At 42.7% G+C, this 24,844-nt stretch carries 24 protein-coding genes and 1 riboswitch; of the genes, 7 read left to right on the top strand and 17 right to left on the bottom strand.

All coding sequences use genetic code 11. From position 1 onward, the window contains the following. Positions 1-126 precede the first annotated feature (126 nt). From C9J12_RS04535 to C9J12_RS04520, 4 genes are all read right to left on the bottom strand, one after another. Complete coding sequence (locus C9J12_RS04535) at positions 127-867, bottom strand: porin family protein (RefSeq protein WP_107241623.1); 741 nt, start codon at positions 865-867, stop codon at positions 127-129. Positions 868-1,049: 182 nt separating this feature from the next. After that, on the bottom strand, positions 1,050-1,427 hold the full coding sequence (locus C9J12_RS04530; protein ID WP_107241622.1) for a SpoIIAA family protein: 378 nt from the start codon (positions 1,425-1,427) through the stop codon (positions 1,050-1,052). Positions 1,428-1,575: 148 nt separating this feature from the next. After that, complete coding sequence (locus C9J12_RS04525; protein ID WP_107241621.1) at positions 1,576-2,133, bottom strand: ferredoxin-type protein NapF; 558 nt, start codon at positions 2,131-2,133, stop codon at positions 1,576-1,578. Then, on the bottom strand, positions 2,133-2,717 hold the full coding sequence (locus C9J12_RS04520; protein WP_107241620.1) for a molecular chaperone TorD family protein: 585 nt from the start codon (positions 2,715-2,717) through the stop codon (positions 2,133-2,135). The genes C9J12_RS04525 and C9J12_RS04520 overlap by 1 nt, the downstream gene beginning before the upstream one ends. Before the next feature lie 363 nt (positions 2,718-3,080). On the opposite strand from C9J12_RS04520, the gene C9J12_RS04515 reads away from it, so the two are divergent. Genes C9J12_RS04515 through C9J12_RS04505 form a run of 3 tightly spaced genes read left to right on the top strand, consistent with a single transcriptional unit; the run spans position 3,081 to position 6,997 of the window. Beyond that, positions 3,081-5,525 carry a DmsA/YnfE/YnfF family dimethyl sulfoxide reductase gene (locus C9J12_RS04515; RefSeq protein WP_107241619.1) on the top strand — a complete coding sequence of 815 codons (2,445 nt, stop codon included), beginning with the start codon at positions 3,081-3,083 and terminating at the stop codon, positions 5,523-5,525. A 10-nt stretch (positions 5,526-5,535) separates the two neighbouring features. Beyond that, positions 5,536-6,150, top strand: coding sequence for a DMSO/selenate family reductase complex B subunit (locus C9J12_RS04510; RefSeq protein WP_107241618.1), 615 nt, complete (start codon positions 5,536-5,538; stop codon positions 6,148-6,150). Between the two features lies 1 nt (position 6,151). Then, positions 6,152-6,997 carry a dimethyl sulfoxide reductase anchor subunit family protein gene (locus C9J12_RS04505; protein WP_107241617.1) on the top strand — a complete coding sequence of 282 codons (846 nt, stop codon included), beginning with the start codon at positions 6,152-6,154 and terminating at the stop codon, positions 6,995-6,997. Between the two features lie 99 nt (positions 6,998-7,096). Here the strand turns inward: C9J12_RS04505 and C9J12_RS04500 are convergent, their stop codons facing one another. From C9J12_RS04500 to C9J12_RS04490, 4 genes are all read right to left on the bottom strand, one after another. After that, positions 7,097-8,263 carry a multidrug effflux MFS transporter gene (locus C9J12_RS04500; protein WP_107241616.1) on the bottom strand — a complete coding sequence of 389 codons (1,167 nt, stop codon included), beginning with the start codon at positions 8,261-8,263 and terminating at the stop codon, positions 7,097-7,099. Between the two features lie 105 nt (positions 8,264-8,368). Continuing rightward, positions 8,369-8,500, bottom strand: a complete 132-nt coding sequence (locus tag C9J12_RS31390) for a hypothetical protein (RefSeq protein ID WP_265416138.1) — start codon at positions 8,498-8,500, stop codon at positions 8,369-8,371. Between the two features lie 239 nt (positions 8,501-8,739). After that, positions 8,740-10,053: an anaerobic C4-dicarboxylate transporter family protein gene (locus C9J12_RS04495; protein WP_107241615.1), complete on the bottom strand. Its 1,314-nt coding sequence runs from the start codon at positions 10,051-10,053 to the stop codon at positions 8,740-8,742. A 205-nt stretch (positions 10,054-10,258) separates the two neighbouring features. Next, positions 10,259-10,867 (bottom strand): LysE family translocator, encoded by a 609-nt coding sequence (locus C9J12_RS04490; protein ID WP_107241614.1) that lies wholly within the window; start codon positions 10,865-10,867, stop codon positions 10,259-10,261. A gap of 164 nt (positions 10,868-11,031) precedes the next feature. On the opposite strand from C9J12_RS04490, the gene C9J12_RS04485 reads away from it, so the two are divergent. Further along, the gene (locus C9J12_RS04485) at positions 11,032-12,399 is read left to right on the top strand and encodes an aminotransferase-like domain-containing protein (protein ID WP_107241613.1); all 1,368 of its coding nucleotides are present in this window, start codon (positions 11,032-11,034) and stop codon (positions 12,397-12,399) included. Between the two features lie 325 nt (positions 12,400-12,724). Continuing rightward, the gene (locus C9J12_RS04480) at positions 12,725-15,694 is read left to right on the top strand and encodes a TIM-barrel domain-containing protein (protein WP_107241612.1); all 2,970 of its coding nucleotides are present in this window, start codon (positions 12,725-12,727) and stop codon (positions 15,692-15,694) included. 200 nt (positions 15,695-15,894) lie between these two features. On the opposite strand, the gene C9J12_RS04475 is transcribed toward C9J12_RS04480, so the two are convergent. Further along, complete coding sequence (locus tag C9J12_RS04475; protein ID WP_107241611.1) at positions 15,895-16,104, bottom strand: hypothetical protein; 210 nt, start codon at positions 16,102-16,104, stop codon at positions 15,895-15,897. A 427-nt stretch (positions 16,105-16,531) separates the two neighbouring features. Between C9J12_RS04475 and C9J12_RS04470 the strand changes: the two genes are divergently transcribed. Next, complete coding sequence (locus C9J12_RS04470) at positions 16,532-17,902, top strand: L-serine ammonia-lyase (RefSeq protein ID WP_107241610.1); 1,371 nt, start codon at positions 16,532-16,534, stop codon at positions 17,900-17,902. 78 nt (positions 17,903-17,980) lie between these two features. Here C9J12_RS04470 and C9J12_RS04465 read toward each other — a convergent pair whose 3' ends face one another. Then, a complete protein-coding gene (locus C9J12_RS04465) occupies positions 17,981-18,646 on the bottom strand; it encodes an alpha/beta hydrolase (protein ID WP_107241609.1) in 666 nt (221 codons plus the stop codon). 226 nt (positions 18,647-18,872) lie between these two features. Between C9J12_RS04465 and C9J12_RS04460 the strand changes: the two genes are divergently transcribed. Further along, positions 18,873-19,241: a hypothetical protein gene (locus tag C9J12_RS04460; protein WP_107241608.1), complete on the top strand. Its 369-nt coding sequence runs from the start codon at positions 18,873-18,875 to the stop codon at positions 19,239-19,241. A gap of 156 nt (positions 19,242-19,397) precedes the next feature. Here the strand turns inward: C9J12_RS04460 and C9J12_RS04455 are convergent, their stop codons facing one another. The 7 genes from C9J12_RS04455 to phnN form a co-directional block, all read right to left on the bottom strand. Further along, positions 19,398-19,766, bottom strand: coding sequence for a hypothetical protein (locus tag C9J12_RS04455; RefSeq protein ID WP_107241607.1), 369 nt, complete (start codon positions 19,764-19,766; stop codon positions 19,398-19,400). Positions 19,767-20,099: 333 nt separating this feature from the next. Continuing rightward, positions 20,100-20,345, bottom strand: coding sequence for a hypothetical protein (locus C9J12_RS04450; protein WP_006230542.1), 246 nt, complete (start codon positions 20,343-20,345; stop codon positions 20,100-20,102). A 20-nt stretch (positions 20,346-20,365) separates the two neighbouring features. Next, the gene (locus C9J12_RS04445; RefSeq protein ID WP_107241606.1) at positions 20,366-20,695 is read right to left on the bottom strand and encodes a DMT family transporter; all 330 of its coding nucleotides are present in this window, start codon (positions 20,693-20,695) and stop codon (positions 20,366-20,368) included. 122 nt (positions 20,696-20,817) lie between these two features. Continuing rightward, complete coding sequence (locus tag C9J12_RS04440) at positions 20,818-21,354, bottom strand: cytochrome b (protein ID WP_107241605.1); 537 nt, start codon at positions 21,352-21,354, stop codon at positions 20,818-20,820. 90 nt (positions 21,355-21,444) lie between these two features. Next, positions 21,445-22,905, bottom strand: a complete 1,461-nt coding sequence (gbpA, locus tag C9J12_RS04435; RefSeq protein WP_170111716.1) for an N-acetylglucosamine-binding protein GbpA — start codon at positions 22,903-22,905, stop codon at positions 21,445-21,447. Between the two features lie 77 nt (positions 22,906-22,982). Then, positions 22,983-23,067: riboswitch (cyclic di-GMP riboswitch) on the bottom strand. A gap of 388 nt (positions 23,068-23,455) precedes the next feature. Beyond that, on the bottom strand, positions 23,456-24,223 hold the full coding sequence (gene phnP / locus C9J12_RS04430) for a phosphonate metabolism protein PhnP (protein ID WP_107241604.1): 768 nt from the start codon (positions 24,221-24,223) through the stop codon (positions 23,456-23,458). Next, positions 24,220-24,831, bottom strand: a complete 612-nt coding sequence (gene phnN / locus C9J12_RS04425; RefSeq protein WP_107241603.1) for a ribose 1,5-bisphosphokinase — start codon at positions 24,829-24,831, stop codon at positions 24,220-24,222. The genes phnP and phnN overlap by 4 nt, the downstream gene beginning before the upstream one ends. Between the last annotated feature and the right edge of the window lie 13 nt (positions 24,832-24,844).

The raw sequence follows: 24,844 nt of genomic DNA, 5'->3' as shown, positions 1-24,844 counted from the left end.
ACCGTGGTGTTATGAACACGCACTTATTAAGTGCTAAATGCGTGTTACCTAAATAAAGTGGATATACCCAAGTTACCTCAAGATGCTCGTTTCAGCGAGAATCTTGAGGTAGCTTGGGTATAAGTATTAGAAGCGGTAATTAGCCCCCAAATACGCTGAAGACAATGTACTTTGCGTTGACTGAAACTTATAGGTGTTACCACCGCTTGTCGCAGACCATTCTTTAGAGTTATCAGGCAAAACCGTATGACGAAGCCCTAGCTCAATGGTAAATTGTTCACTGGCACGCCAAGCAACACCTGCTTGTAAACCAAAGACAAGCCCAGAGTCTTTATAGCCACTAGAAAGTTCGGAGTCAGATTTCGTTTTACCATAACCAAAATGCAATCCGATAAAAGGATTTACGCTTTTATCTGCACGAAAAATACGATCAGCATTCAGTAAATGCAAGCTCGTTTTCGTCGAGTAAGCTAAAGCTGAGCTAAATTGTGTGTCAGCCGAATGCTGCTCATAGCTGTAATATATACGGCTGCCACCATTAGCGCTGTATCGACCTATAGACAAACCACCAAAGCCACTTGCATCAGGGCTTGAAGCTTCTTGAGAATCGCTGCCTAATGTCGCAATATCGGTTCCATTTAACTTACTTTTACCGGCGTTAATGCCGACAAAATAACGTGGTGAATCATCAAAACGAGGCATTGTTGCTGCTTTCGCTGTTGTATCACTCTGTACTTCCGTTGTACTTGCAACGTCGCCACTATTTACCGATTCAACATCATTCGATGTATATGCCATACACGTTGAAGAAAACATGACGGGAATCAAAGCGGTAGTGATGACGGATGCGATCGTGGTTATTTTCATTCTTTAAGCCTGTATTATATCGATTCAAGCAGTTACATATCGAACGTCGTTTCATTTTATCGTAAAACAATCATTCATACAGTGATTAAATTTAATTAAAATGTATGAAAACAATAATAATTTCACATTTTTGGCAAATTTTAATAACCCTAATCACTGTTCATCCATTCTTTCCAGTGAACCTAATCTCTTAACCATGCTAATGCTTCGAGTGGATCGTCAAAATATCTAACTTCACCCGATACAAACCAACTGCCAATTTTTGACATCACTTCTTGCCAATGCTGGTTACCATATAAAGCCACTTTATCGAATTTCTTGCCGTGTTTTAACCCTATTTTTAAATCATCCCACGCGGCTTGTAACTGCCAACCATCGAACTCAGTTCCATCGATATAGACATTCACAATCGGTACCGTTACCCCTTCCAACGCTTCATCAATGATTGGGGTGATTTTTTCATAATCAGCATGTGTTAGCGTGCCGATTGCCTTTATTTCCATAAAGAAGTCATTACGATCACGATCAATTTCAATGGTTAATCCGTGTAGAGCGCTCATCTTGCCTCCTAAAAAACAAAAGTATTACCGCTAAGTTCATCAATAAAGTGTAGTTCGTCATTTCTACAATATTGATTTAGAGGAATAAATAGTGCTAAGGAAGCCAATCTTTGTGCATAAAAAGATATAGATGAAATATACAGCTCGCTTAATGGCGAGCTGTTGGCCATTCAAGTTGAACAGCACCAATAAAACATACTGAACGACACTGACCGCACCCAGAACACAGAGCTTCATTTATAACGGGTAACTGCCGAGAAGAAACAGAGATTGCCAACTGTGGGCAAGCATCAGCACAGATTAGGCATTCGCCAGACAAGCGATTATTACACCCTTTTGAGAATGATGGACGTAAACCAATATCTTTGTTTATTGATGATAATGCGCCAGTCGAGCAAGCTTTTTGGCATTCACCGCATTGCGTGCAGTGATTGTAATCTAGATTAAGCTGAGGCCGCCCTTCAACCATTTCAATCACTTGCTGCACACATGCCGTTTCACAGTCATTGCATGATTGGCATAACTGTAAAAACACACCTTCATCTACAGCACCAGGTGGACGAGGAACAGAACGTTTTACCGATATTTCATCTGGCACCTGAACCGCTTTATTCGCACCAGAGAATAATCCTCTTAATAAGCCTCGTCGGCTTACAGAGTAATGCTCTAGACACGCCCGATAATATTTTTCGTTACGCTCGGCCATCAGAAATATAATTTATACGTTTGAGGTGTTATCTTCAGTTCTGACTGAACCGCGGTTAACCACTCTTCAGTTATCTCAGCCAGTACTTTATACACATCGGTCTGACCGTGTTTCTGTACCAATGCAAGGTAATGATATGCCCACGGTAAAAGGTGATCGGCTAACAAAGCAGTTACGATCGTTACATCGTCACATTGATCAATAATATTGGCTAAGGCTAGCAAGGTTAACCCGAATTGATCTTCCGGCTCACGCATTCCTGTATCTAACAACATATTATGACTAGCTAAAAACTGTCGTAAACGTAACGTAGAATCACCAAAGATCACTTGTTCACGATCTAAATAAACCGATCCCCATGGTGGTGCAGGCATTATTTCACAACCTTCAAACAATAATTGAAAATCAGCTCGTAGCGCTTCTTCATTTGTACTTTCTACTGCAGAAATAAATGCAAAAAAAGCTGTTTCATTTACGTCATCACTATTTTTAATAGCATCTAAATATTGAATATTATTTTCATACGCCAATGGAAAATAAAAGAAGCTGCCTAATAACTTTGCAACAATTGCGATGTTTTCCATGATTCCTCATTATTTAGACTAGGTACGTTTTGAGTCTACCCCAAGAAGATTAGAAGAAAATTGTTTTAACGCAATCTTCAATATTATTAATAGCTGAATAAGAATGATTAGTAGTACATAAATGCTTGTAAAACATCAATTTCTCTTAACAACCGTGATCTTAATCAGAGATCAGACAAATATAAATACAGCCCGTTTCTCTCCCTCGTTTTTCTTGATGCAAGACATAGTAAAGAGGCAACAAAAAAGAAAGTATGGCTAATAAAGCGCTACCACTTAAAGAGTAGAACTTAAATTATAACCGTGATTTATTAATCATATAAAAAACAATTGTGTCAGCAATAACACAGAGAATGTCGTGCTATGAAATTAAAACTGAAAGAACTACTAGCACCTAAATTATCTCGTCGTAACTTTGTGAAAACAGGTTCCGTATTAGGTAGTTTAGCCGCCGTAGCCAGCAGTGTTACCCTACCATTCAAATCAAATTCCGCTTTTGCTGCAACGTCAACCGCACCAGCGGAAGACAAAGTTGTATGGAGCTCTTGTACCGTAAACTGTGGCAGCCGCTGCCCATTACGCATGCATGTTTCAGATGGCGAAATAAAGTGGGTTGAAACCGATAACACAGGTAATGACGAGTATGGTCATCACCAAGTACGTGCCTGCTTACGTGGTCGTTCAATGCGACGCCGAGTGTATAACCCTGATCGCTTAAAATATCCAATGAAGCGCGTTGGTAAACGTGGTGAAGGTAAATTCAAACGTATTAGTTGGGATGAAGCTTTCAACGAGATCGCAGCTTCTATTACGACGATTCGTAAAGACTACGGTAATGAAGCGATTTACTTGAATTACGGTACTGGCACTCTAGGCGGTACAGTTACTAAATCATGGCCTCCGGGTGGTAGTTTGATTGCTCGCTTGATGAACCTAAACGGTGGCTACTTAAACCATTATGGTGATTACTCAACCGCACAAATTGCAGTAGGTCTGAACTACACTTACGGTGGCTTTGCGGCAAATAATTCCCCTTCTGATTTAGAAAATACCAAGCTAATTGTACAGTTTGGTAATAACCCAGCAGAAACGCGTATGTCTGGTGGTGGTGTTATTCACCACTTCATGGAAGGCAAAGAAAAATCTAATGCACGCATGATCGTAATCGATCCTCGTTATACTGACACAGCCGGTGGACGTGAAGATCAGTGGATCCCAATTCGCCCAGGCACTGATACAGCCTTTATTGCAGCAATGGCACATGTGATGATCAAAGAAGACTTGGTTGATCAAGCTTTCCTTGATAAATACTGTGTCGGCTATGATGAAAAAACATTACCAGCTTCAGCCCCTGCAAACAGTGACTATAAGTCTTATATTTTAGGGTTAGGCAATGATGAAGTAGAGAAAACCCCTGAGTGGGCTTCATCAATTACGGGAATTCCTGCAGACATTATTATCAAAGCAGCTCGCGAAATAGGCTCAACTAAGCCTTGTGCCATTATTCAAGGCTGGGGACTACAACGTACCGCTAATGGCGAAATTGCATCTCGTGCGATTGCAATGCTGGCCTTATTAACCGGTAATGTTGGCCTTAACGGTGGTGGTACAGGAGCACGCGAAAGCAGCTCTAGTATTCCTTTTGTTCGCTTCCCTACATTACAGAACCCAATTGAAGCATCTATCCCAATGTTCTTGTGGACTGATGCTATTTTCCGCGGTCCTGAAATGACAGCAACGGCCGATGGTATTCGCGGCAAAGAAAAACTTGATGTGCCTATTAAGTTCATCTGGAATTATGCTGGTAACTGTTTGATTAATCAGCATGCTGATATCAACCGTACTCATGACATTCTTCAAGATGAAAAAGCCTGTGAAATGATTGTGGTAATAGATAACCACATGACGTCATCTGCTAAATATGCCGATATCGTACTACCTGATTTAACCACCTCTGAGCAATCCGATTTCTGTATGGATGCATCAGCAGGCAACATGCCGTATTTCATCTTTGCATCACAAGCGATTAAACCGCAATTTGAAGCAAAGAGTATTTACGATATTTGTACTGGTCTGGCACAGAAATTAGGGGTTGAAGAAGCCTTTACTGAAGGTCGCGATCAAGAAGGTTGGTTACGTCACTTATACCAACTAACTCGCGCACAAGATCCATTGCTACCAACATTCGAAGCGATGCGTGAGCAAGGTATCTATAAGCGCTTTGTGAAAGAGCATTTTGTCGCTTACAAAGATTTCCGTGAAAACCCTGAAGCAAATCCGCTAAGAACACCCTCTGGTAAAATTGAAATTTATTCAGAACGCTTGGCTAGCATAGGTCAAACATGGGAATTGGATGCAGACGAAACAATTCATCCATTACCGGTTTACACGCCTAATTTCGAAGGATGGGAAGCCTCTAAGCAAGGTAACTACCCACTTCAATTAACAGGTTTTCATTATAAAGCACGTACTCACTCAACGTACGGTAACGTTGATATCTTAAAAGATGCAGCCAAACAAGAGATGTGGTTAAACCCTTTAGATGCCCAAACGCGTGGGATAAAAAATGGTGATCTGATTCGTATCTTCAACGACCGTGGTGAAGTGCACATCAACGCAAAAGTCACACCTCGAATGATGCCAGGTGTTGTCGCGTTAGGTGAAGGTGCTTGGTACGCCCCAGATGGACAACGTATCGATCACAGTGGCTGTATTAACGTACTGACCACTCAGCGCCCTAGCCCATTAGCAAAAGGCAACCCACAGCATACAAACTTAGTAGACGTGCAACTTGTGAAGAAGGCATAAGGGTTAAATAATGAAACAATACGGCTTTTATATCGATTCAAGCAAATGCACTGGCTGCAAAACATGTCAGCTATCTTGCAAGGATAACAAAAACTTAGATATCGGCGTGAACTACCGCCGCATCTATGAATACGCAGGCGGCAACTGGATTAAAGATGGTGATACCTTCCGTCAGGATGTGTACTCGTACTACCTTTCAATCGCTTGTAACCATTGTGACGAACCTGCTTGTACCAAAGTATGTCCAAGTGGCGCTATGCACAAACGTGAAGACGGCTTCGTGATTGTCGATGAAGATGTTTGCATCGGTTGTAAGTACTGTGAAATGGCCTGCCCATACGGCGCACCTCAGTACAACGAAGAAAAAGGTCACATGACCAAGTGTGACGGCTGTTACGAACGTGTTGGTCAAGGGCTAGAGCCAATCTGTGTTGGATCTTGTCCACTACGTGCACTGGAGTTTGGTCCGATTGCAGAACTTCGTGAAAAATACGGTACAAATGCAGATGTTGCTCCTTTACCGTCATCACTAACAACAAAACCAAACATTGTCATTAAGCTGAACCGAAATGCGCGTCCGACGGATGATCAAACCGGTCACTTGGCAAATCCGAAGGAGGTATAACATGGCTTGGCATGAATGGCCGTTGATTCTATTCACGGTATTAGCACAAACCGCAGTGGGTGCATTCTTACTGCTTGGCTGCATTATCTTGGCAGGCAAACTGTGTATCGGTGAAAGTGACCGCTTACATAAAAACATGTTTTTCATTTGGGTCTTAATGGGCCTAGGTTTCATGGCATCTACCGTGCACCTTGGCAGCCCATTACGCGCGATGAATGCTTTGAACCAAGTGGGCAGTTCATGGCTGTCTAATGAGATATTCACGGGCAGCTTGTTCTTTGCCGCGGGTGGTTTCTATTGGCTACTGGAAGTACTCGACAAAGGCGCAGAGTCGTTACGTAAAGCTTTATTGGTGATTGCTATGATCATTGGTGTGAGCTTCATGTACTCGATGATCAAAGTGTACCTTATCGACACAGTGCCAACATGGGACACCGTCTACACGCCAATGGCATTTATCTTAACAACCATTATTTCTGGTCTGATTTTCGGTCACATGCTACTGACTGCTTCTGATCATAAGATGGCAGCATTAGATAATGCATTACCGTTGTTTGGTGCAATTGCGGTCGCCGTCAGTGTGGTTGTGACTGTTAGCCAAATGATTTCACTGGGTGACATTAATACTGCCATCGTATCAGCGTCTGATTTGATCCCTGACATGATGCAGTTACAAATCTTGCGTGTGGGACTTTTACTAGCAGCCCTTGGCGTCTGGTTTGTACCTCGCTTGATGGTAAGCCGCCCAGGAGTACCAGTGATGCTACTTAGCTTCATCTTGGTATTCTCGTCAGAATTAGTGAGCCGTGGCATGTTCTATGGCCTGCACATGACGGTTGGCATGTAATACTGTTTGAAACCTCAAAGGGAAGTCATCGCTGACTTCCCTTTTCTTTTTCCTTCAGCTTACCTTCTGTAAGGTGATACCTTTTCAGTACTTAGCACTTCATGATTTCACTGTGCTCACATTCAGTGAACTTGCACGATGCAACGATAAAATCACGCTCAACGATGCCCCTATCCCAAGTACAGCCCCTAAGTTTTGTACCATACCAGCCACTGCTAACAAACCACCCAGCATCAAGTAATAACCTAAACCAAATAATGCCCCCGCCGTACCAGCAACCGTTTTGTAATCGGCTAATGCATGCGCCAAAATATTCGGAATCGCGACGCCAAAACCCATCACCACCAGCATCATCGGCAATAGGAATAACGGGTAGCCTAACCACAGCTGAGATTGCGTTACAAAAACACCAACACTACCGATTAACGCCGTGCCACTCGCCAGCGTCACTAAAGCATGTGATGACCACCCTCTTACCAATAACCGTTTATTCAGCATACTGCCCAGCAACGATCCCAACGCCAATGCAATACCACTGTAACCAAAAGCTTCAGACGACAAACCAAGATGCGAAAACAAGAACGGCGCTAATCCATAATAACCAAACAACATCAGGTTGAATAACGCCACCAAACTCGCACTGCGCCATAACGCACCGTCACGAATCATCTTACGAGCAATTATCCCCATCGAAATTGTCTGCACAACCTCTGGACGAGTTTCGGGTAATCGAACCATGGAAACTGTCCATAACACAAATGCCAACACCATTACCGCAACAAATACGCCGACATAACCCCAAGTGCTTGCCAGCACACTACCACTCATTAAGCCGAGCACAGGACTAATGGCAATACCCATGCCCATTAGTGAGAACACTTTGCCCAACTCAGAACCTTGATAGCTATCACGCAGCATGGTCTGTGTGACCACCGATCCAACAGCGGCACCAAACGCAGACACAATGCGAGCGATCAACACAATGTCAAACGAGGTCGCTACAACCGCCAATCCGGCGCCAACCCCATAGGTCAATAAACCCGCTAACATCGCTCGTCGTCGGCCGATTACATCTGACATGCGTCCCCAGAAGACCACACCAAAGGCAAACGCAATAAAGTAGACCGATAAGGTTTGTGCAGCCGTCTGAAAAGAGACATTAAATGCCTCTGCAATGTGTGGCAACACAGGGCTGTAAATGGTTTCCACTATTTGCGGAAACATCATTAACGCCACTACTAGCCACGTACTCGGTTTTCTGTTCATGTTCGATTTCTCATCAGTGTTTCGATGAGGGGTACTTTACCGAGTTAAGCTCTTGCCTATTACAAACATAAAGACAACAAACATCAAAATAAGGACAACTCGATGTTACGCAGTAACCGACGTCATCTCAGCCTTCAGATCTTTCTTCAAGATTTTTCCTGTGGCACCCATCGGTAGCTGCTGACGAATTTCGACACTACGCGGGTACTTAAAGGCGGCAAACTGTACTTCCCCCACTCGTGCAAAGCGTCGGCTTCATATTGAGTAGTGCGGTTTAAGTCGCGCTATACCTTTATAATCAGTCTAATATGAGCTATTTAAATATATGACAACCAAAAGATACTATTACGTAAATAGGTCCCAAAAGACACTATCGAACAATCAGACACAAAAAAGCCAGTGCATTACTGCACTGGCTTTTCTACATATTATTAACAAGTAACCTAAGCAACTTACTCTGATAAGCCGCTAATAGATTACAATACAATGCCAGCAAAAATCAGTCCGAAGATGATGCTGAACACCATGCTTAATAAGCCCGGCATCATAAAGCTATGGTTAAAAATATACTTACCGATTTTGGTAGTGCCAGTACGGTCGAAATCAATCGACGCGATAATAGGACCATAGTTTGGAATGAAGAAATAACCGTTCACAGCCACGAAAGTTGCAATGATTACTGTCGGTGGTAGACCCAAGGTAATTGCCACTGGTACTAATACAGCTGTTGTTGCGCCTTGACTGTTAACCATTACAGATAAGCCAAACAACGCAAACGCGAATGTCCACGGTGCCACTTCCACTAAGCCTGATACGGCTTCTTTCACCATATCACCATGGCCAGCAATGAAGGTGTCACCCAACCACGCGATACCAAAAATCGCAACAATCGCACGCATACCAGCATGGAACACCGAACCCTGAGTAATCGCATAGCCATCAGGTTTACAGATTAGAATGATCAATGCCGCAACCGACAACATCACAATTTCAATGGTGTGCGCCATTCCCATAGGGTGACCATCGAAGCTTGGACGCAAGAATGGGAAGGCACCCATCACCACCACAATCAATGAGCCGAACAAGAACAAAGACACGGCTTTTTTTGCTTCCGGTTGAATGACTAAATCTTCAACCTTTACCTCTTTTTCCATTTCTTCACGGAATGCAGGATCTTGCAAGCGACGCTGATATTCCGGATCGTCTTTCAGCTCTTTACCTAGCTTATTCACGATCACACACGCTGCAGCCAAGCCCAGCATCGTTGATGGAATCGTCACCAATAATACGTCAGCCAGTGTAATACCTTGCGGTTCCAAGAATGCCACAAGTGCTACCACAGCAGCCGCAATCGGGCTAGCAACAATAGCAAATTGTGAAGCGATAACCGCCATACCCATAGGGCGCTCAGGACGAATACCACTACGGCGACTCACTTCCGCGATAACAGGCAATACTGAATAAGCTACGTGACCAGTACCCGCCATCATCGTGAAGAAGTAAGTAACAATCGGCGCAATAAAAGTGATGTGACGAGGGTTTTTACGCAGAATATTAGAGGCTATTTTGATTAAAAAATCCAAACCGCCCGCCGCTTGCATTGAAGCCGCAGCAGCCACAACCGCCATGATCATCAACATTACATCGATTGGTGGGCTGGTTGGTTGCATACCAAACACAAAACTCAGTATGGCTAAACCCACACCACCCATGACACCTAACCCGATACCACCAATCCGTGCACCAATTAAGATACAAACCAGTACAATTAAAAATTCAACAACAAACACATCAATCTCCCTGATGACTACGTTTAAAATAAATTCAAGTGGCACATGATATTGATTTCATAAATGTAATTATCAAGCATTCATCACACAAATAAAAATAAACTATACTTTTCAAGTGGTTAATTTTGCATTTATTATTTAACTGTTATTAAGTGGTGATTGAAGTACGTACACACTGTAAATAAACCTGACAATTTAATTACAACTAGATCATTTCCGTGATCGCAGGCAGTAATGACAGCAGAGTCATGCAGCCTAAGCTGACATTAAAAGCACGCTGCTTCAAAGAGGTATTTAAGTATTGATTGATCCAACGCCCGACTCCCGCCCAGCAGGTGTTCGCAAACAGCCCAAAGACAGTGAACACCACCACGATATTGAATACAGATAACCAATAATGGCTTGGTAAACTGTAACTGGTTACTAGTGCTAATGAGCCCATCCATGCTTTTACATTACCCAACTGGAATAGCATTGCCTGTTTCATTGATAACGGCTTTCCCGCACTTCCACTTTTACCTCTCGAATTAAAACACATCAACTTCACCACCAGCCAGAGCATGTAACCCAGCCCTAAAAACTGTAAAACACGGTAAAGTTCTGGGTGCTGTTTAAGGGCAATTGCGACCCCACCAGCGCATAACAGCACCAAACCGATAACACCAATACGGATCCCAACCAAATGACGTACCGACTGACGTATACCAAATTGGGCACCAGAACTTGCCAATAGAAAGTTATTGGGCCCCGGTGTCATCGCCGTTACAAAGGCAAACACACTCATTGCTGGCAACAAATCCCATACCGTACTCATATTTCATTCCTTCATACTTCGCTATTTAATATAACGAGCGTAACGAAAGATTGTGCGATTCACCTATTGTTCATGCGTCACCATAACAATTCTTCTATTTCTTTCTTATTAAGCCTTATCTATCCTATATTCAGTATTTAAATGTACCCCTATCGAAGGTGACAATGTTCATTCCTGATATCTCTAACCGTACAGGTCCTAAATTTATGGCATTGGCTGATGCGTTTACTGAAGCCATTGAAAGCAATGAATTGGCAATAAACATGAAATTGCCACCACAGCGTATATTGTCATATCGCCTTGGAGTAACAGTCGGTACGGTTACCCGCGCCTATCAGGAATTAGAACTAAGAGGATTGATTGAGCCAAAAGTGGGCAGTGGTACATATGTAAAAGATCGGCAATCAGAGCAACAAGCTTTTTATCACCCTGTAACGTCTCAAGAAGGTATCGATCTCGCCATTTGTCGTCCACTGTTGCTAAGCCAACAACAGCACCTATCGACTATTCTGCAAGACTTATCTCATGAGCCCACAGCACAAAAAGCCGTGCTCGATTATTACAGTGCCGAAGGGTTACACGGGCATAATAGAACCTTGCAACAGTGGCTAAGCAATCGCCTGAACGTTGATATCGATAATCGCCGCCTAATTTGGACATATGGTGGCCAGCATAGCTTAGCCATTATTTTACAGTCACTTTCTCGCCCTAAAGAAACCATTCTTGTTGAAGGATTATGTTACGCAGAATTCATCAATGCCTGTCAGCAGGCAGAACGTAAATTAGTGCCTGTACAGCTGGATGATGAAGGGATTGTTCCCGAAGATTTAGAACTGCACTGCAAACGTCACAAACCACGGCTACTCTATTTAACCCCTGCAATTCAAAACCCAACGGGAACACAAATTAACGATAGTCGTCGCCTAAAAATCATCGAGATTTGTCGTCGGTATAACGTTTTGATCATTGAAGATGACGTGCTGTATTGCCCGCCCAGCCATCGTAAAACACCGTTAGTTGCAATAGCCCCCGATATCACTATTTATGTCGGTAGTTTCTCGAAATATTTTGCAGGAGGGTTACGGGTCGGTTATCTCATTATGCCGCTAACACTAAAAGATACCTTACAACGAACATTACGCGCTAATTGCATGCATATCAGCCCATTGATGATCGACCTCGTTTGTCGCTGGCTAACCAATGGAGCCATGAAGGCCGTTGATAAAGAAATCGCACTTGAGCTTAGCGCACGACATCGGCTTTTCAATCAGTATTTTCCATCGCAGAATAATGCGGTTATTCCCGGGTTTAATTGTTGGATACCCTTACCAGAGCCATTAACTGGCTATAGCTTTAGTAAACTACTACGTAATAAAGGGATTCATGTTCGCGAAGCAGAAATGTTTGCAGTGGGTCGTTACCCAGTACCAGCAGCAATACGTATATCACTCACAGGCCCTTCGAGCCGTAGCCAACTCAAAACAGGATTGGTAATCATTAAAGAACAAATTGCCCTAGCAAAACAACGTTAAATTCAGCAGCTAAAGCCATGAAAAAGCTAATCCATTACACAAGAGAGACATTGTAAATTAGTCAAAGGAAATGTTGTTCGGTGGTTCTATTTTAAGCCGTTTTACTTACCTAGTGATGCCCAATCGCTATCGGATCACCTAATCGTACAAAAAGACCACAAAGCTTTAGTAGGCAACAAAGCCCTACAAAACGGAGCGCTTATCACAAATATTAAAATATTCCAAGGGGGCGTAGAGTCAAGGAGGAGCTTTATTAGTGCTAATACATAGAAAATGCATATGCATATACACGTGCACATTAGTTAGCTCTATGGATTAATTTAATATGAAAAAAAATTTATTAGCAGTTTGTTGCATGCTAACACCTAGTTTATCTTTTGCTTCGATTCCTGAACCGTATGTTGTTAATTATGGTTTAGCCAGTACTGTTATTGAAATACTTGACGACGACCTGATACACATTTCTTTTCGCCATCACAGCAATACTATCGGTGAATCGACAATAAAAAATACTGCCATGGTGTTTAAGAAAGATTACTCAGGACCAAAGGTCTATAACCCCAACGATAATGGCTTCAACACGAAAGAGCTGAGCGTTAGTGTAGACAGCAACAACGGTTGCATCTCCATTAACGAACTAAATCAAAACAATAAGCAGAGTGCCACTATTTGTCCCGCAATCTATGATAACACTTGGAATGGCGCTTCCGTTCACAATCTCGGTATGCATTCAGTATACGGTTTGGGTCAAACCTTTGCCTCTATTGATCTGAATAACGGTGGTCAGGTCAACGGTGAATGGTTAGAAGCCGGAGGGTTCAGTACACCGGATGACCGAGGCAACACCTTTAGCAGCGTGACGTACAGCGACGGAGCTTATGCCGGAGCCACAACACCACGCTTGCAGTTCCCTGTGTTGTATGCCGTTGGCACCAACATCAACTATGCTTTGTTCCTTGATTCCAAATTCAAAAATGATTTCAACCTTTCCCGAGAATGGTGGGAAATCCGCAACAAAAATGCAGCTGAAACCAACCTCTACTATATGAGCGGAGCGGATCTTCCCGATTTGCGCAGCGATTTCATGGAACTGGTAGGCCGTCCACCAGTATTGCCAAAAAAAGCATTGGGGATGTGGGTATCCGAATTTTCCTACGACAATTGGGCTGAGCTGGACGATACCATCAAAACATTACGTCAAAAAAACTTCCCACTCGACGGAGCCCTTTTGGATGTAGCTTGGTTTGGTTTCAAACACGCTTGGCAAAATAACAGTGATGCTAACCCTATGGGCGACTTGTCTTTTGATGAGCAAGCTTTTCCCAATCCTGCGAGTAAAGTAGCCAGTTTGAAAAAAGACGACATCGGGCTAATCACCATCGAAGAATCATACGTCTCCAAACAAGGTAATTATGGTGGCACCAACTACGATGGTATGACCGCTCACGACGGTTTTGCCAAAAACTGCGGCACTAGCGATGCTACCGAATTTAATAATTGGTTTGGCATCAGCGGCATGATTGATTGGTCGAACAATGCGGCAGCCGCTTGGTGGCACGACAATGTGCGCAAACCTAACATCATCGATTTGGGTATTTTGGGCCACTGGACCGACTTAGGTGAACCAGAAGATTTTCGTCCAAACTCCTGTTATGCCAACGGTAACCACGCCGACTACAATAATGTCCACAACCTGTTGTGGAGTAAGTCGATCTATGACGGCTACGTGCGTAACCATGCCGAAAACCCACAGCGACCTTACTCCATTGCTCGTGCAGGTACGGTGGGCTCTCAACGCTATGGCGTTGGTTTATGGTCTGGTGATATAGGTGGTCGTCTCGATCATATGAACATGCACTATAATGCAGCTATGCAAATGTCCTTTGCTGGCATTGACTACTACAGCTCGGATATTGGTGGGTTTTGGCGCAAATTCGACGATAAAGGTAATAAAGACACAGCTATTGAGCCAGGAACTGGCTACAGCGAAAATGAAATGTACAGTCTCTGGTTTGCCAATGCGGCTTGGCTAGATATTCCGTTGCGCCCTCACGGTAATAACTGCGGAATGCCCGGAGCGACAGGAAGCGACTGCATTATAACTGAAACATCTCCGGCGCTGATAGGTAATATCGTGGGTAATCTGAGCAATTTACGCCAGCGTTACGAGCTGATCCCTTACTACTATTCTCTGGCCCATCGAGCCTATAAATATGGAGAGCCAGTAATCGCGCCAATGCCTTTTTATTATCAGGATGATCAAACGCTGAGCGGTAAAGCAGATCAAAAGATGATAGGGAAAGATATCCTAGTCGCTAGCCTGACTACCCAGTTTAAAGAAACACGCGACGTCTATCTGCCTACTGGGTCTTGGTACAACTACCACACCCTAGAAAAATACGATACCGTAAACGGTATAACCTTGCCAAATGTGAACCAGTGGATCCCTTCAGAAAACCGCAATCGCGTACCGACTTATGTTCGTGCTGGAGCCATCATTCCAATGATGTATGTCGACGCACAAACAAAGGATGTATTTGGTCACCGCAAAGACGGTTCCCGTCATGATGAGTTGATCGTTAAAGTCTTCCCGTCAGACAAAGCCAGCAGCTTCACCTTATATGAAGATGACGGTACTACAGTTGACTCTTACGACACCAACAGCGTACCGCATTACCTGGTACGCGAAACCTTGATCAACCAAACGCCGATCAGCAACGGGGTCCAAATTACCATCGACACCGCGCATGGCAACTTTGCCGGAGCACTCAGTAGTCGTAACAACGAAGTACGTTATCTGATCAATTCTGACGACAGCGCCACTGTCACCCTAAATGGCTCACCACTCACTAGCTTGGCGAATCGTATTGCATTGGAAGCCGATGGAGCAAAAGGCTGGATTAAAGAAGGTAGCGTCATTTCGATACGAACAGGAGTCGAATCGGTGGAGAATATCAAGACCATCGAGATCACAACTACGCAGTGTCAGCACAACTGCGGTTTTGCATCGAACCAACCCAGCCTTGCTGTCCGTGGTACCAATAATAACTGGGCTAGTACAGAGATGACTCTAATCGCAGACTATACTTGGCAAGTTGAAGTTAGCTTTGGTGCTAGCAGTAACGAACAGTTCAAGTTCGATGTTTTCGGTGACTGGAGAAAAAACTTTGGAGATAACGGCTCAGACGGTAGTTTTGAACTTAACGGGGCTGACATAGATATCCGTGAGGGGGAAGGTACATATCGCATTACGTTGTTTGACAATAGCAACTCCTATACAGTAACCAAAATCTAGTTCCTTTAGTTAAATGACCTCCGGCAAAGCCGGAGGCTTATTAGATGACGCCCTCAAAGAGCTAAAGTAAACACCTAATCGTATCAAAAAACCTCATAGCTTTAGTACTATAACAAAGCTCGTTATTGCTTGAATATCTGCAGGATAGGCACTTAAATATGCAGTTAAACTATTGGCAGCTATAGTGGCAAGCCCTTCATTCAATCGTGCATATACTTTCGTTTATAATTTGCAGCCATTGCAAAAAGCGGAATAATCACGACAGGTACCACTAAGCCGATGGCAAATATTAATTCTTCATTAACCAATAACTGATAACAACTGATGCTAAAAATAGCCGCTACGATCGCTAAAAATGACAAGTGTAACCAAGGGTGGTTAGATGAAAAACGGGCGTAATATCTGTCCATTAAATACCTTTCATAACTTGTGTGGTTAACTTTAATACTTAAACTTAGTGGCAGTTTACAGAAAACCTTAACTCAAAAATGAGAATTGTCTCAAAATAAACCATAAGAAACGGGATTTCTCATGAGCCTATAATGAAAAGACACGCAACAGAGTGCGCATTGATATTGCACCTTAGAGTGACAGAAAACCCCAATAATTATCTAAAATACTCACACATCAACGTGATAATCTAGTGTTTGCTAGGGAATACTAAAGATAACACACTGCAACATCACATTAACATGACTCTGTACTTACCCCTCTCTGTTTGCTTCGTTATGATAATAAGCATAATAAAAATATTACGCACATACTTAGTATTATTGGTACATGAATATAGCTGTGTCACCAGCTCTATATCGACATAAAAAATAGGGAAAAACCATTATGTTGTCTGTTTTTGATATTTATAAAATTGGTGTTGGTCCATCCAGCTCCCACACTAATGGTCCTATGATCGCGGGATTTGAGTTCTGCCAAAAAATTCTGCCTAAGCTAGAAACTGTTCATACTGTACGGGTTGATTTATACGGTTCTTTATCGTTAACAGGAAAAGGACACCATACCGATCGCGCCGTGTTTCTTGGTCTAATGGGTAATAAGCCCGACACTATCGATATTGAAGTTGCCAACCTAACAATGCTTAATGCGCATAAAAGTAATACATTACCTTTAGCAAGCCAGAAAACAGTCCCATTTACTGCTGAGGAAGATATTGTATTTCATACCACCAACCTTCCTTTGCACGAAAACGGCATGATGATCACTGCAATCGATAAAGAAGGTAATGAGTTAGAAAGTGAAACCTATTACTCGATAGGCGGTGGATTCATTGCGACTGCAGCAGAAATGCAAAATAAAGGGGCGACTGTCGAAACTACCGTTGCCTACCCTTTCAAATCTGCTGACGATATTCTACTTATGGCTGAACGTGACGGATTAAGTATTGGTCGCTTAGTGCAAGACAACGAATTAACCTTTAGAAGCCAAGACGAATTTGACGAAAGAGCCAATAAAATTTGGCATATCATGTCTGACTGTATGGAAAGAGGCTTCCATAAGGAAGGAATCTTAGAAGGCGGATTACATGTAACTCGCCGGGCACCCGCTCTTTTAAAACAATTAGAATCTAATCAGCATATTGATAACGATCCTATGACTATTTTAGATTGGGTTAACTTATTCGCATTTTCGGTAAGTGAAGAGAATGCCGCAGGCGGGCAAGTTGTTACTTCACCAACTAACGGTGCAGCTGGTGTTATTCCTGCCGTATTGATGTACTACAACAAATTCATTAACACCTTAGAAATAGAGCAAATAAAAGATTTCTTAGCAGTATCTGCAGCCATTGGCATGTTATATAAAATGAATGCCTCCATTTCAGGTGCTGAAGTGGGCTGTCAAGGTGAAGTTGGCGTATCGTCGTCAATGGCCGCTGCAGGTCTAACGGCAATACGAGGCGGAAGTAATGAACAAATTTGCATGGCCGCTGAAATTGCCATGGAGCACTCTTTAGGTATGACGTGCGATCCCATTGGTGGACTTGTACAAATCCCCTGTATCGAACGTAATGCAATGGGCGCGATGAAGGCTATTAATGCCTCACGTATGGCATTAAAGCGAAACAGTAAATCACGTATTTCTCTCGATAAAGTGATCGATACTATGTATCAAACCGGTAAAGACATGAACAGAAAATACCGTGAAACATCACTGGGTGGGCTAGCTGTTATCCACCTTGCTCCGCCTTGTGAATAAACAAAAGTAAGCGTAAACAAAACGAAGGAGCATTATGCTCCTTCTTTTTCTAATCAACCTTCATAGCTTAAAAACATCTCAGCCTAAATTCAACGTGTGCTTAAACCATGCCGCTATATCTTGTATCTGCTCTAGACATACATTGTGCTCCATTGGATAAGTGCGCCAGTTGGGATTAAAATTCGCCGAGTTCAGTGCAGCTAAAGCATCTTTACCCATTGACGGTAATACCACTGGATCATGGCTACCGTGCATAACTTCAATCGGTAACTCACGATTAGCATCACTAAATTCGATGGAATCAGAGGTTGGGAAATACGTTGATAATGCTAATAAGCCTGCCAACTTGTCTGGATAACTCAATGCCGCTTGGTAAGCAACAGCACCACCTTGAGAGAAGCCTGCAATAATAATACGATCGCTGGCAATACCACGAGCACGTTCGCGCTCAATTAACTCGACCACTTGATTAGCTGAATCTAACAACTGTTGAACGTTTAGCTTACGTCCAGCGCCCATTTCTAAAATATCATACCAAGCAGGCATCACCATACCACCGTTAATCGTAACGGCAATAGACGGCGAGTGTGGGAAAATAAACCGCACAGGTGCATCTTGTGGAAGTTTTAATTCAGGTAAAATTGATTCAAAATCATGACCATTTGATCCTAAGCCATGAAGCCAGATAACAGCAGCGCTAGCTGTTACTTGCGGTTCTACTTCCACGCAATTAAGAGTTGTCATTCGTCCATTTTCATTTTATTTGAAGATACCTAACCATACACTGAAATGTTGAAACATGACCAGAATTGGATTCGATTACTCCTGCATCTTGGTTAAGTTAAGAACTTAAGAGAAATTAAAGGATTTATTCAAGGCAACACTATAGTTTCCAAGCCAATATTCGTGCAATCTAGAGCCTTATACCAAATACGTAATTTAAACGCTATTTCAGCACGAGGAACACAATATGGCTATCGCACATAGCGACATGGAAGAGGCGTTAAAAACGTTGGAGTGCCGCACAAACTTCAAGATTAAAAAGATAACAGAATACATGTTACCTAGTTTAAAAGAGCCATTTTATCTTTGTATCGATAATCACAACCCACAACTTATTATTCGTCCTGCATTTGAAGTTTTCGCTAATGAATTATCAGGGTTAGATGGGGTATCTGTTAAATATTCGTATTATCACAATGCAGACATGACACGCTTTCCAACACGAGTGAATACCGGTCGAACTGAAGTTCACTATGGTCTTGCATTCGAATTTGAACATACTAAAGCAGTGAAAACCTTTATCGAAACACTAATAAAGATCGCTAAAGGTGGCTAAGCCACATTATCTTGCTTTTAGTGCATTGTATTTTTTGCATTTGCCATGTTTGGTTTATCGTGCGTGAGCCTGCAGCACCATAAGTATTAATATCAAAACGGTGGGTGAATAACCCACCGTTTTAGGCTTTATTGCAACAAAACCACCTCAGCCGATTTACGGTGTCTTAGAATAACGCTTCATAACCATAGTAGAACCATCAATATTATCGACAAACTTCTGAGATGCAGGGGCATTCATAAATGAAGCCATTGATGCATCAGCATCCTTTGTAGATTCCCAATGTACAATTACAAGCCACTCTCCATTCTCCCCAGCGGCCGATTCGCGTGAAATGAACCCAGACTGTTTAGCAACATGTTGGTCTTCGACTGCTTTATCAATTGGAGCAAACTCAGTATATGAAACACCCGCTTTCAGTTTTAGTGTGACAATTTCAATGACCGCGGTGTCTGATGCATAAGCGGTAGAAAGTGTCGCCACCATAGTTAGCAATACTAAAGATAATCTTTTGAAATAACGCATAATCAATACTTCTTCTATTCAAGTGGCTGTACATAAGTTCAACCGAGTTAGCTTTATAATAGTGATAAAAGACAGAACTCACATGGTCAGTACAGGCGGAATAATGGTTAATGACGAACCTCAAACTATTTCTGAAGGCGTGATGGGGTGAGCAATGTCTGTTTTTAAAGTACGTTACAAAATAGCGTAGGCATCGATGATCTGCTTTAAAGCAACTAGAATCTAATCAGCATATTGATAACGATCCTGTAACGATTTTAGATTGGGTTAACTTATTCGCATTTTCGGGTGAGTGAGGTGAATGCCTCAGGCGGATAAGTTGCTATTTCACCTTTAGTGCATTTCATTTTTTTGCATCTGCCGTGTTTGATTCATCGTACGTGAACCGGCGGTGCCATAAGTATTAATATCAAATCGGTTGGGTGAATAACCTAACGTTTTACGGTACCGTTTTTCTAATTGTGCCAAATCGATGCTGTAATTTTGCTTTAACAGCTTAAGCACCGCATTAATATCTTTTTGCGGTGCGTGCTGCTGCCTAAGATAAAAGTAGAGATTTTCTGCCCGTTGTTGATTCATAATTCCCCCTAAGATAAAACTTAATGCGTATGAGGAACTGAAGAGAGGTTAATAATGGCAATACCAATACCAATCACGACCATCCCCAGCCATACCTTGGCATCTAAATGCTGCTTATAAATAATATTCGACATCAGCGTAACCAATATAATCGCAAGCCCTGCCCAAGACGCATGAACAACACCGACGGGCAGATTTTTCATTGCTTGACCTAAAAACAAAAATGCAGTCAGATGACCAAGAATTACGATGGCGCTAGGCAAGGGGTTAGTAAAACCGTTAGTTGCTTTCAATGCTACATGCGATGTTGCTTCTGCGAGCACACCTAATAATAAAAATACCCAACCCATCTTTTGCCTCGTTTTCGTGCTGCTGTTGAAGAAGAGGACACAGTATATTTATTTCCACATGAATGATAATCATCATAAAATACAAATTACTTTTACCAACCAGTAATAGTGGTATACCCAAGCTACCTCACCTTTATCGCGGGCCCTACCATACTATGAAGTACGTTATTCTTTCGCTTATAGTGATGATGTAACGCTGCTGATGCATGCACAACGACTAATAGTGCCAACATTACACAACTGAATCTGTGCACCATAAAGAAAAAAGCATTGATCTCTGGATTACTAATCACATTATTGACAGGGATTAACCAAAACAAATCATACCCAGTTTTTAGCATCAGAAAACCACTCGTAAATACACTAAACATCATAAAATACAGGAGAGAATGGGCTAAGTGCGCCATCTTATTCTGCAATGAATCACTCTGTTTAATGCTGTGGACTGTCGGACGTAGGAAGCTCCAAATAAAACGAACAATGAAAATAGCCGCTCCCACTGTTGCAAGAGAAATATTTAGTACAGACAAGAAGTTAAAAATACGGGGGGAAGAATCGACGACGAGATGCATGATATAGCCAGCACATGTTGCATATATAATGACCGCAGCCATAATCCAGTGCAGTACTCGGGTCAAAATATCATAATGGGTTCTCATAATACTATTAGCCTTGAGTTTAGACATTGAACATATTTAGAATCTAGACAAGCAGAAAAACCAGCCCCATGACGAGGCTGGTGAAAGGATTTAGTTCAGTTTAATCCAAGCTGTACTCCAATCTGAACCTACACCCGGTTCAAACTGAGTCGCACTAGGCGACCACTGAATACAGTATCCTGAATATGGGAAAGGCTTACATTCGTAGATACGTCCATCAGTTGCTAATACTTTACTACCCGCTGTATAGCTTTTTAACCCTTCAGGAAAGATGTAGTCGTAATCCCCTTCAGGTGGATCGCCACCCTCAGTTAAATGGAAGTCATTCGTGATCTGATCGATCAAGTTACCTTCACTGCTGTCTTTAATTCGCGTTACTAGCATGTGATGACCAGATTCAGATTTCGACAGCTCCATTGACACAGCTTGAGAATCACCATCATTCAACGTAACCTGCTTATTCGCCAGCGCTTCTTTGTTGTGGTTATAAACGGTTAGTTCAACAAATTGATCGCCTTGGGCAGTAAGGTTTAGTTCAAGACTAACGGACTCATCACCAATCTGATATTCATTCTCTAATCCGCTGATATCAAGATCATAATCTGGTTCTGGCGTGATAATGTTGTAACCGATCTCAACACGTTTTAGCCCACTGCCGTCTTGTAGATAAATAGGGTTTGTACCATAGCTTGGCGCAAAATTACCTTCTCCATCAGCTTTACCTGCACGGATATTATCGTAAACATTATTGATTTGCTGAGCCAAGCTGTATGACCAATTATTCGCTTGTCCTTGTTGCTCAGTTTCAATCGTTAATTCAGTCGAAAGCGCATTATTCTCTCCAGACGCATCAAATACTCGGGTATAAACGCTATCGCCAGATTTAAGATCCATGCTTGGATAAATCTGCCCACCAACAGCCCAGTCAGGTATCGTCGGTAAATCGCCATCGAACACAACATCAATAACATTGTAAAAGCTTGCAGGTGTATTACCGACTTCCCATACCGCTAAGATCACCTGGTAATCTTTGCGTTCAGGTACATTACAGCTGTGATGTACACGCATTGGTGGCTCTGCCATATCACCACTAATCTGGCAAAAAGGAGTCAGATCAAATGCACTACGTGTTAGTGATTTATTAGGATTCCAATCTTGCTTGGTAATGTAATAACGCCAGTTGCGAGTGATATGGTTTGCGGTAAAAGTCCATTCAAAGTTTTGTATGCCCGCTTGCATTGGGCGTTTAACCCAACGATCAACCGTTTGCTCATCAAGTGGAGAAAATTGAGACAAGCCTGCACTCGCAATTTTACCATCAGGAGGGCCTGTTTCTGGGAAACCATCGGGGCCTTCAACACTCTGTGGTTCCCACTGTACTGAACCACAGTTTGTATTTTTCTCGCCTGTTCCATTCGCTGGAAATTTACAAAGTGCAGCACGACTTTCCGCAACACCGCCTTCGACTGAACTGACATAACCGTGTGCCATTACCCCTGAACTAAACAGCGCTAAGGTAACAGGTAGAAGTGTTTTTTTTGTAATAATCATAATCACTGATTCCGTTGTTTTATAGAAAAAAACAACCATAGAATCGGCATGTTTGATGCAATTTTACGTCTTTAAAAGACGGTAACCCCGCTATCATAGACTGACGTCGACAGACCGGAAGCTTTGCGTCCTACCCTTTAGGATAGTTTGCCAACAATGTGGTTATCTGGTTTAAATGTGATCTTCATCACTCATAACCACTCTACATTAAATGCCTAAAAAAGCAGACTTATATGCATTTAATCTCACAGAAGATCACAATATATTCTCTGGTTTTGTAGCAATCTTTTACTTTAGTGCAAACTAAACAACCGTTTAAATCATTATATTGATTACTTACCACCAATTTGATGAATATAACCCATAAAAAGTATGCAAATCATGAATGAACATTATTCAATACATCAGACATATTCCTTTTGCACATTTAATCTAATCAAGATCGTAAACGTGGAAAGCGTAATCATTACTTCATCACCGCCTCTGCATGAGTAAGAAAGCAATAGGTGCAACAGAAGGGCCGCATTCAGTATCTGTGCTGCAGGTTGGCTCATAGTTCGAATTCCTGTTCATCAAAGGCCAGAAATCGGCACGCAGTAAAGTAATTAGGGTTATCCATCGCCCATGATTCCAGATCATGCCCAACATGAATCAGCCCCATTTTATTAGGCAGGCATTCCTGTTGAATAACGCACACTGTATCGGTGTCATTGTGATTCACTGGCAGGCGTTCTTCTCGAGAAGACGATGGCGGAAAGCTACAATCAATCAGCATCACTTCAATGGGATTTGCGGCTAACCACGCAGTCACATCTTCTCGTAATCCCAACGTATCGGTTAAGTACGCAATACGTCGTCCTTGCCATTCAAAGCAATAACCAAAGCACACTTTGGAGTGGTTCATCGGCAATGGCGTAATGGTAATACCTTGCCAACTAAACGCTTTAAAGGCTGTTAGTGGAGGCTGAAAAGCCAATAATCCGGGATGTTTGAACAAATCATCACAGCCTTGGGGATCATCCGGCCCGTCAACGTGAATAGATGTACCTTCCCCCCAGCGTAGATCAAATAAACTATGTACATGATCCATGTGATAATGGGTCAGTAATATTCTATCGATACTGCCCGCAGGAAAACGAGAGAGAAGATCATCTGCGTTAGCATCCAACAATAATTGCTTACCTTGATGCTCGATCACCGCTGACGTTTTCTTACGCCGATACGACGAGGTATGCTGGGCTCGATTGCAAGCTTGGCATGTACAACCATAAACGGGCAACATACCTGCATTGCCCGTTCCCAGTAAGGTCAGTTTCATCGATGCCCTACCGATTCAAGTTTAGATTCAGGTTCAGCACAGTAGTAACGGTCAAATTGCGCTAACGTTTGTGCAATGGTTCCGCTGTTATCCAACCGCCACAGTTCGCTATTTTCAGCCATATCAGCATGAGCATTGCCATCTGGTAGCGCGCAGTGTTGAAAGTCTCGCGCACGAATAAGTCGTTGCTGAATTTCGGTTTCTGTTTCACGACCACGAGTGCGTAACCGTTGCTCAAGCACGGTCAAAGCAACATCGACAACAACAGGTACTAATAAGTTTCCATACTGTGCAAGCGCTTGGGGTAAGAACTCGCGGGATCCATTCACCATGACATCACAGCCGTTGGCTAACCATAAATCGACTTCTAATCCCACTCCATAATGCAGCCCGTTAGCTTGCCAATGCATCGCGAACAAATCATGGTGCCGACGATAAACAAATTCTGCTTCGGTTAGCGTAATATGGTTTTCACCGCCCGCACATGCTGCACGGGTGATGTAACGATGGGCAACCAAAATATCGGAGGGCCAAGCCTGACGCACCGCATCAATCACACTGTCTTTTCCGGCACCAGAGGCACCAATGACATAAAAAATTCGAGCCATAGATTGAGCCTTC

The sequence above is a fragment of the Photobacterium frigidiphilum genome, assembly GCF_003025615.1.
In the GTDB taxonomy this organism is placed as follows: domain Bacteria; phylum Pseudomonadota; class Gammaproteobacteria; order Enterobacterales; family Vibrionaceae; genus Photobacterium; species Photobacterium frigidiphilum.
Note: the sequence above shows the minus strand (reverse complement) of the source record. Positions and strands in the feature narration are given on the sequence as shown.

Bases quoted from the DNA above. Each gene is read 5' to 3' on its own strand.
- C9J12_RS04525 (WP_107241621.1), bottom strand. From the start codon at position 2,133: ATGGCCGAGCGTAACGAAAAATATTATCGGGCGTGTCTAGAGCATTAC.
- C9J12_RS04445 (WP_107241606.1), bottom strand. From the start codon at position 20,695: ATGGGTTGGGTATTTTTATTATTAGGTGTGCTCGCAGAAGCAACATCG.
- C9J12_RS04510 (WP_107241618.1), top strand. From the start codon at position 5,536: ATGAAACAATACGGCTTTTATATCGATTCAAGCAAATGCACTGGCTGC.
- C9J12_RS04520 (WP_107241620.1), bottom strand. From the start codon at position 2,717: ATGGAAAACATCGCAATTGTTGCAAAGTTATTAGGCAGCTTCTTTTAT.
- C9J12_RS04455 (WP_107241607.1), bottom strand. From the start codon at position 19,766: ATGCGTTATTTCAAAAGATTATCTTTAGTATTGCTAACTATGGTGGCG.
- C9J12_RS04490 (WP_107241614.1), bottom strand. From the start codon at position 10,867: ATGAGTACGGTATGGGATTTGTTGCCAGCAATGAGTGTGTTTGCCTTT.
- C9J12_RS04465 (WP_107241609.1), bottom strand. From the start codon at position 18,646: ATGACAACTCTTAATTGCGTGGAAGTAGAACCGCAAGTAACAGCTAGC.
- C9J12_RS04505 (WP_107241617.1), top strand. From the start codon at position 6,152: ATGGCTTGGCATGAATGGCCGTTGATTCTATTCACGGTATTAGCACAA.
- C9J12_RS04530 (WP_107241622.1), bottom strand. From the start codon at position 1,427: ATGAGCGCTCTACACGGATTAACCATTGAAATTGATCGTGATCGTAAT.
- phnN (WP_107241603.1), bottom strand. From the start codon at position 24,831: ATGGCTCGAATTTTTTATGTCATTGGTGCCTCTGGTGCCGGAAAAGAC.
- C9J12_RS04485 (WP_107241613.1), top strand. From the start codon at position 11,032: ATGTTCATTCCTGATATCTCTAACCGTACAGGTCCTAAATTTATGGCA.
- C9J12_RS04475 (WP_107241611.1), bottom strand. From the start codon at position 16,104: ATGGACAGATATTACGCCCGTTTTTCATCTAACCACCCTTGGTTACAC.
- gbpA (WP_170111716.1), bottom strand. From the start codon at position 22,905: ATGATTATTACAAAAAAAACACTTCTACCTGTTACCTTAGCGCTGTTT.
- C9J12_RS04535 (WP_107241623.1), bottom strand. From the start codon at position 867: ATGAAAATAACCACGATCGCATCCGTCATCACTACCGCTTTGATTCCC.
- C9J12_RS04460 (WP_107241608.1), top strand. From the start codon at position 18,873: ATGGCTATCGCACATAGCGACATGGAAGAGGCGTTAAAAACGTTGGAG.
- C9J12_RS04440 (WP_107241605.1), bottom strand. From the start codon at position 21,354: ATGAGAACCCATTATGATATTTTGACCCGAGTACTGCACTGGATTATG.
- C9J12_RS04500 (WP_107241616.1), bottom strand. From the start codon at position 8,263: ATGAACAGAAAACCGAGTACGTGGCTAGTAGTGGCGTTAATGATGTTT.
- C9J12_RS04515 (WP_107241619.1), top strand. From the start codon at position 3,081: ATGAAATTAAAACTGAAAGAACTACTAGCACCTAAATTATCTCGTCGT.
- C9J12_RS04480 (WP_107241612.1), top strand. From the start codon at position 12,725: ATGAAAAAAAATTTATTAGCAGTTTGTTGCATGCTAACACCTAGTTTA.
- C9J12_RS04450 (WP_006230542.1), bottom strand. From the start codon at position 20,345: ATGAATCAACAACGGGCAGAAAATCTCTACTTTTATCTTAGGCAGCAG.
- phnP (WP_107241604.1), bottom strand. From the start codon at position 24,223: ATGAAACTGACCTTACTGGGAACGGGCAATGCAGGTATGTTGCCCGTT.
- C9J12_RS04470 (WP_107241610.1), top strand. From the start codon at position 16,532: ATGTTGTCTGTTTTTGATATTTATAAAATTGGTGTTGGTCCATCCAGC.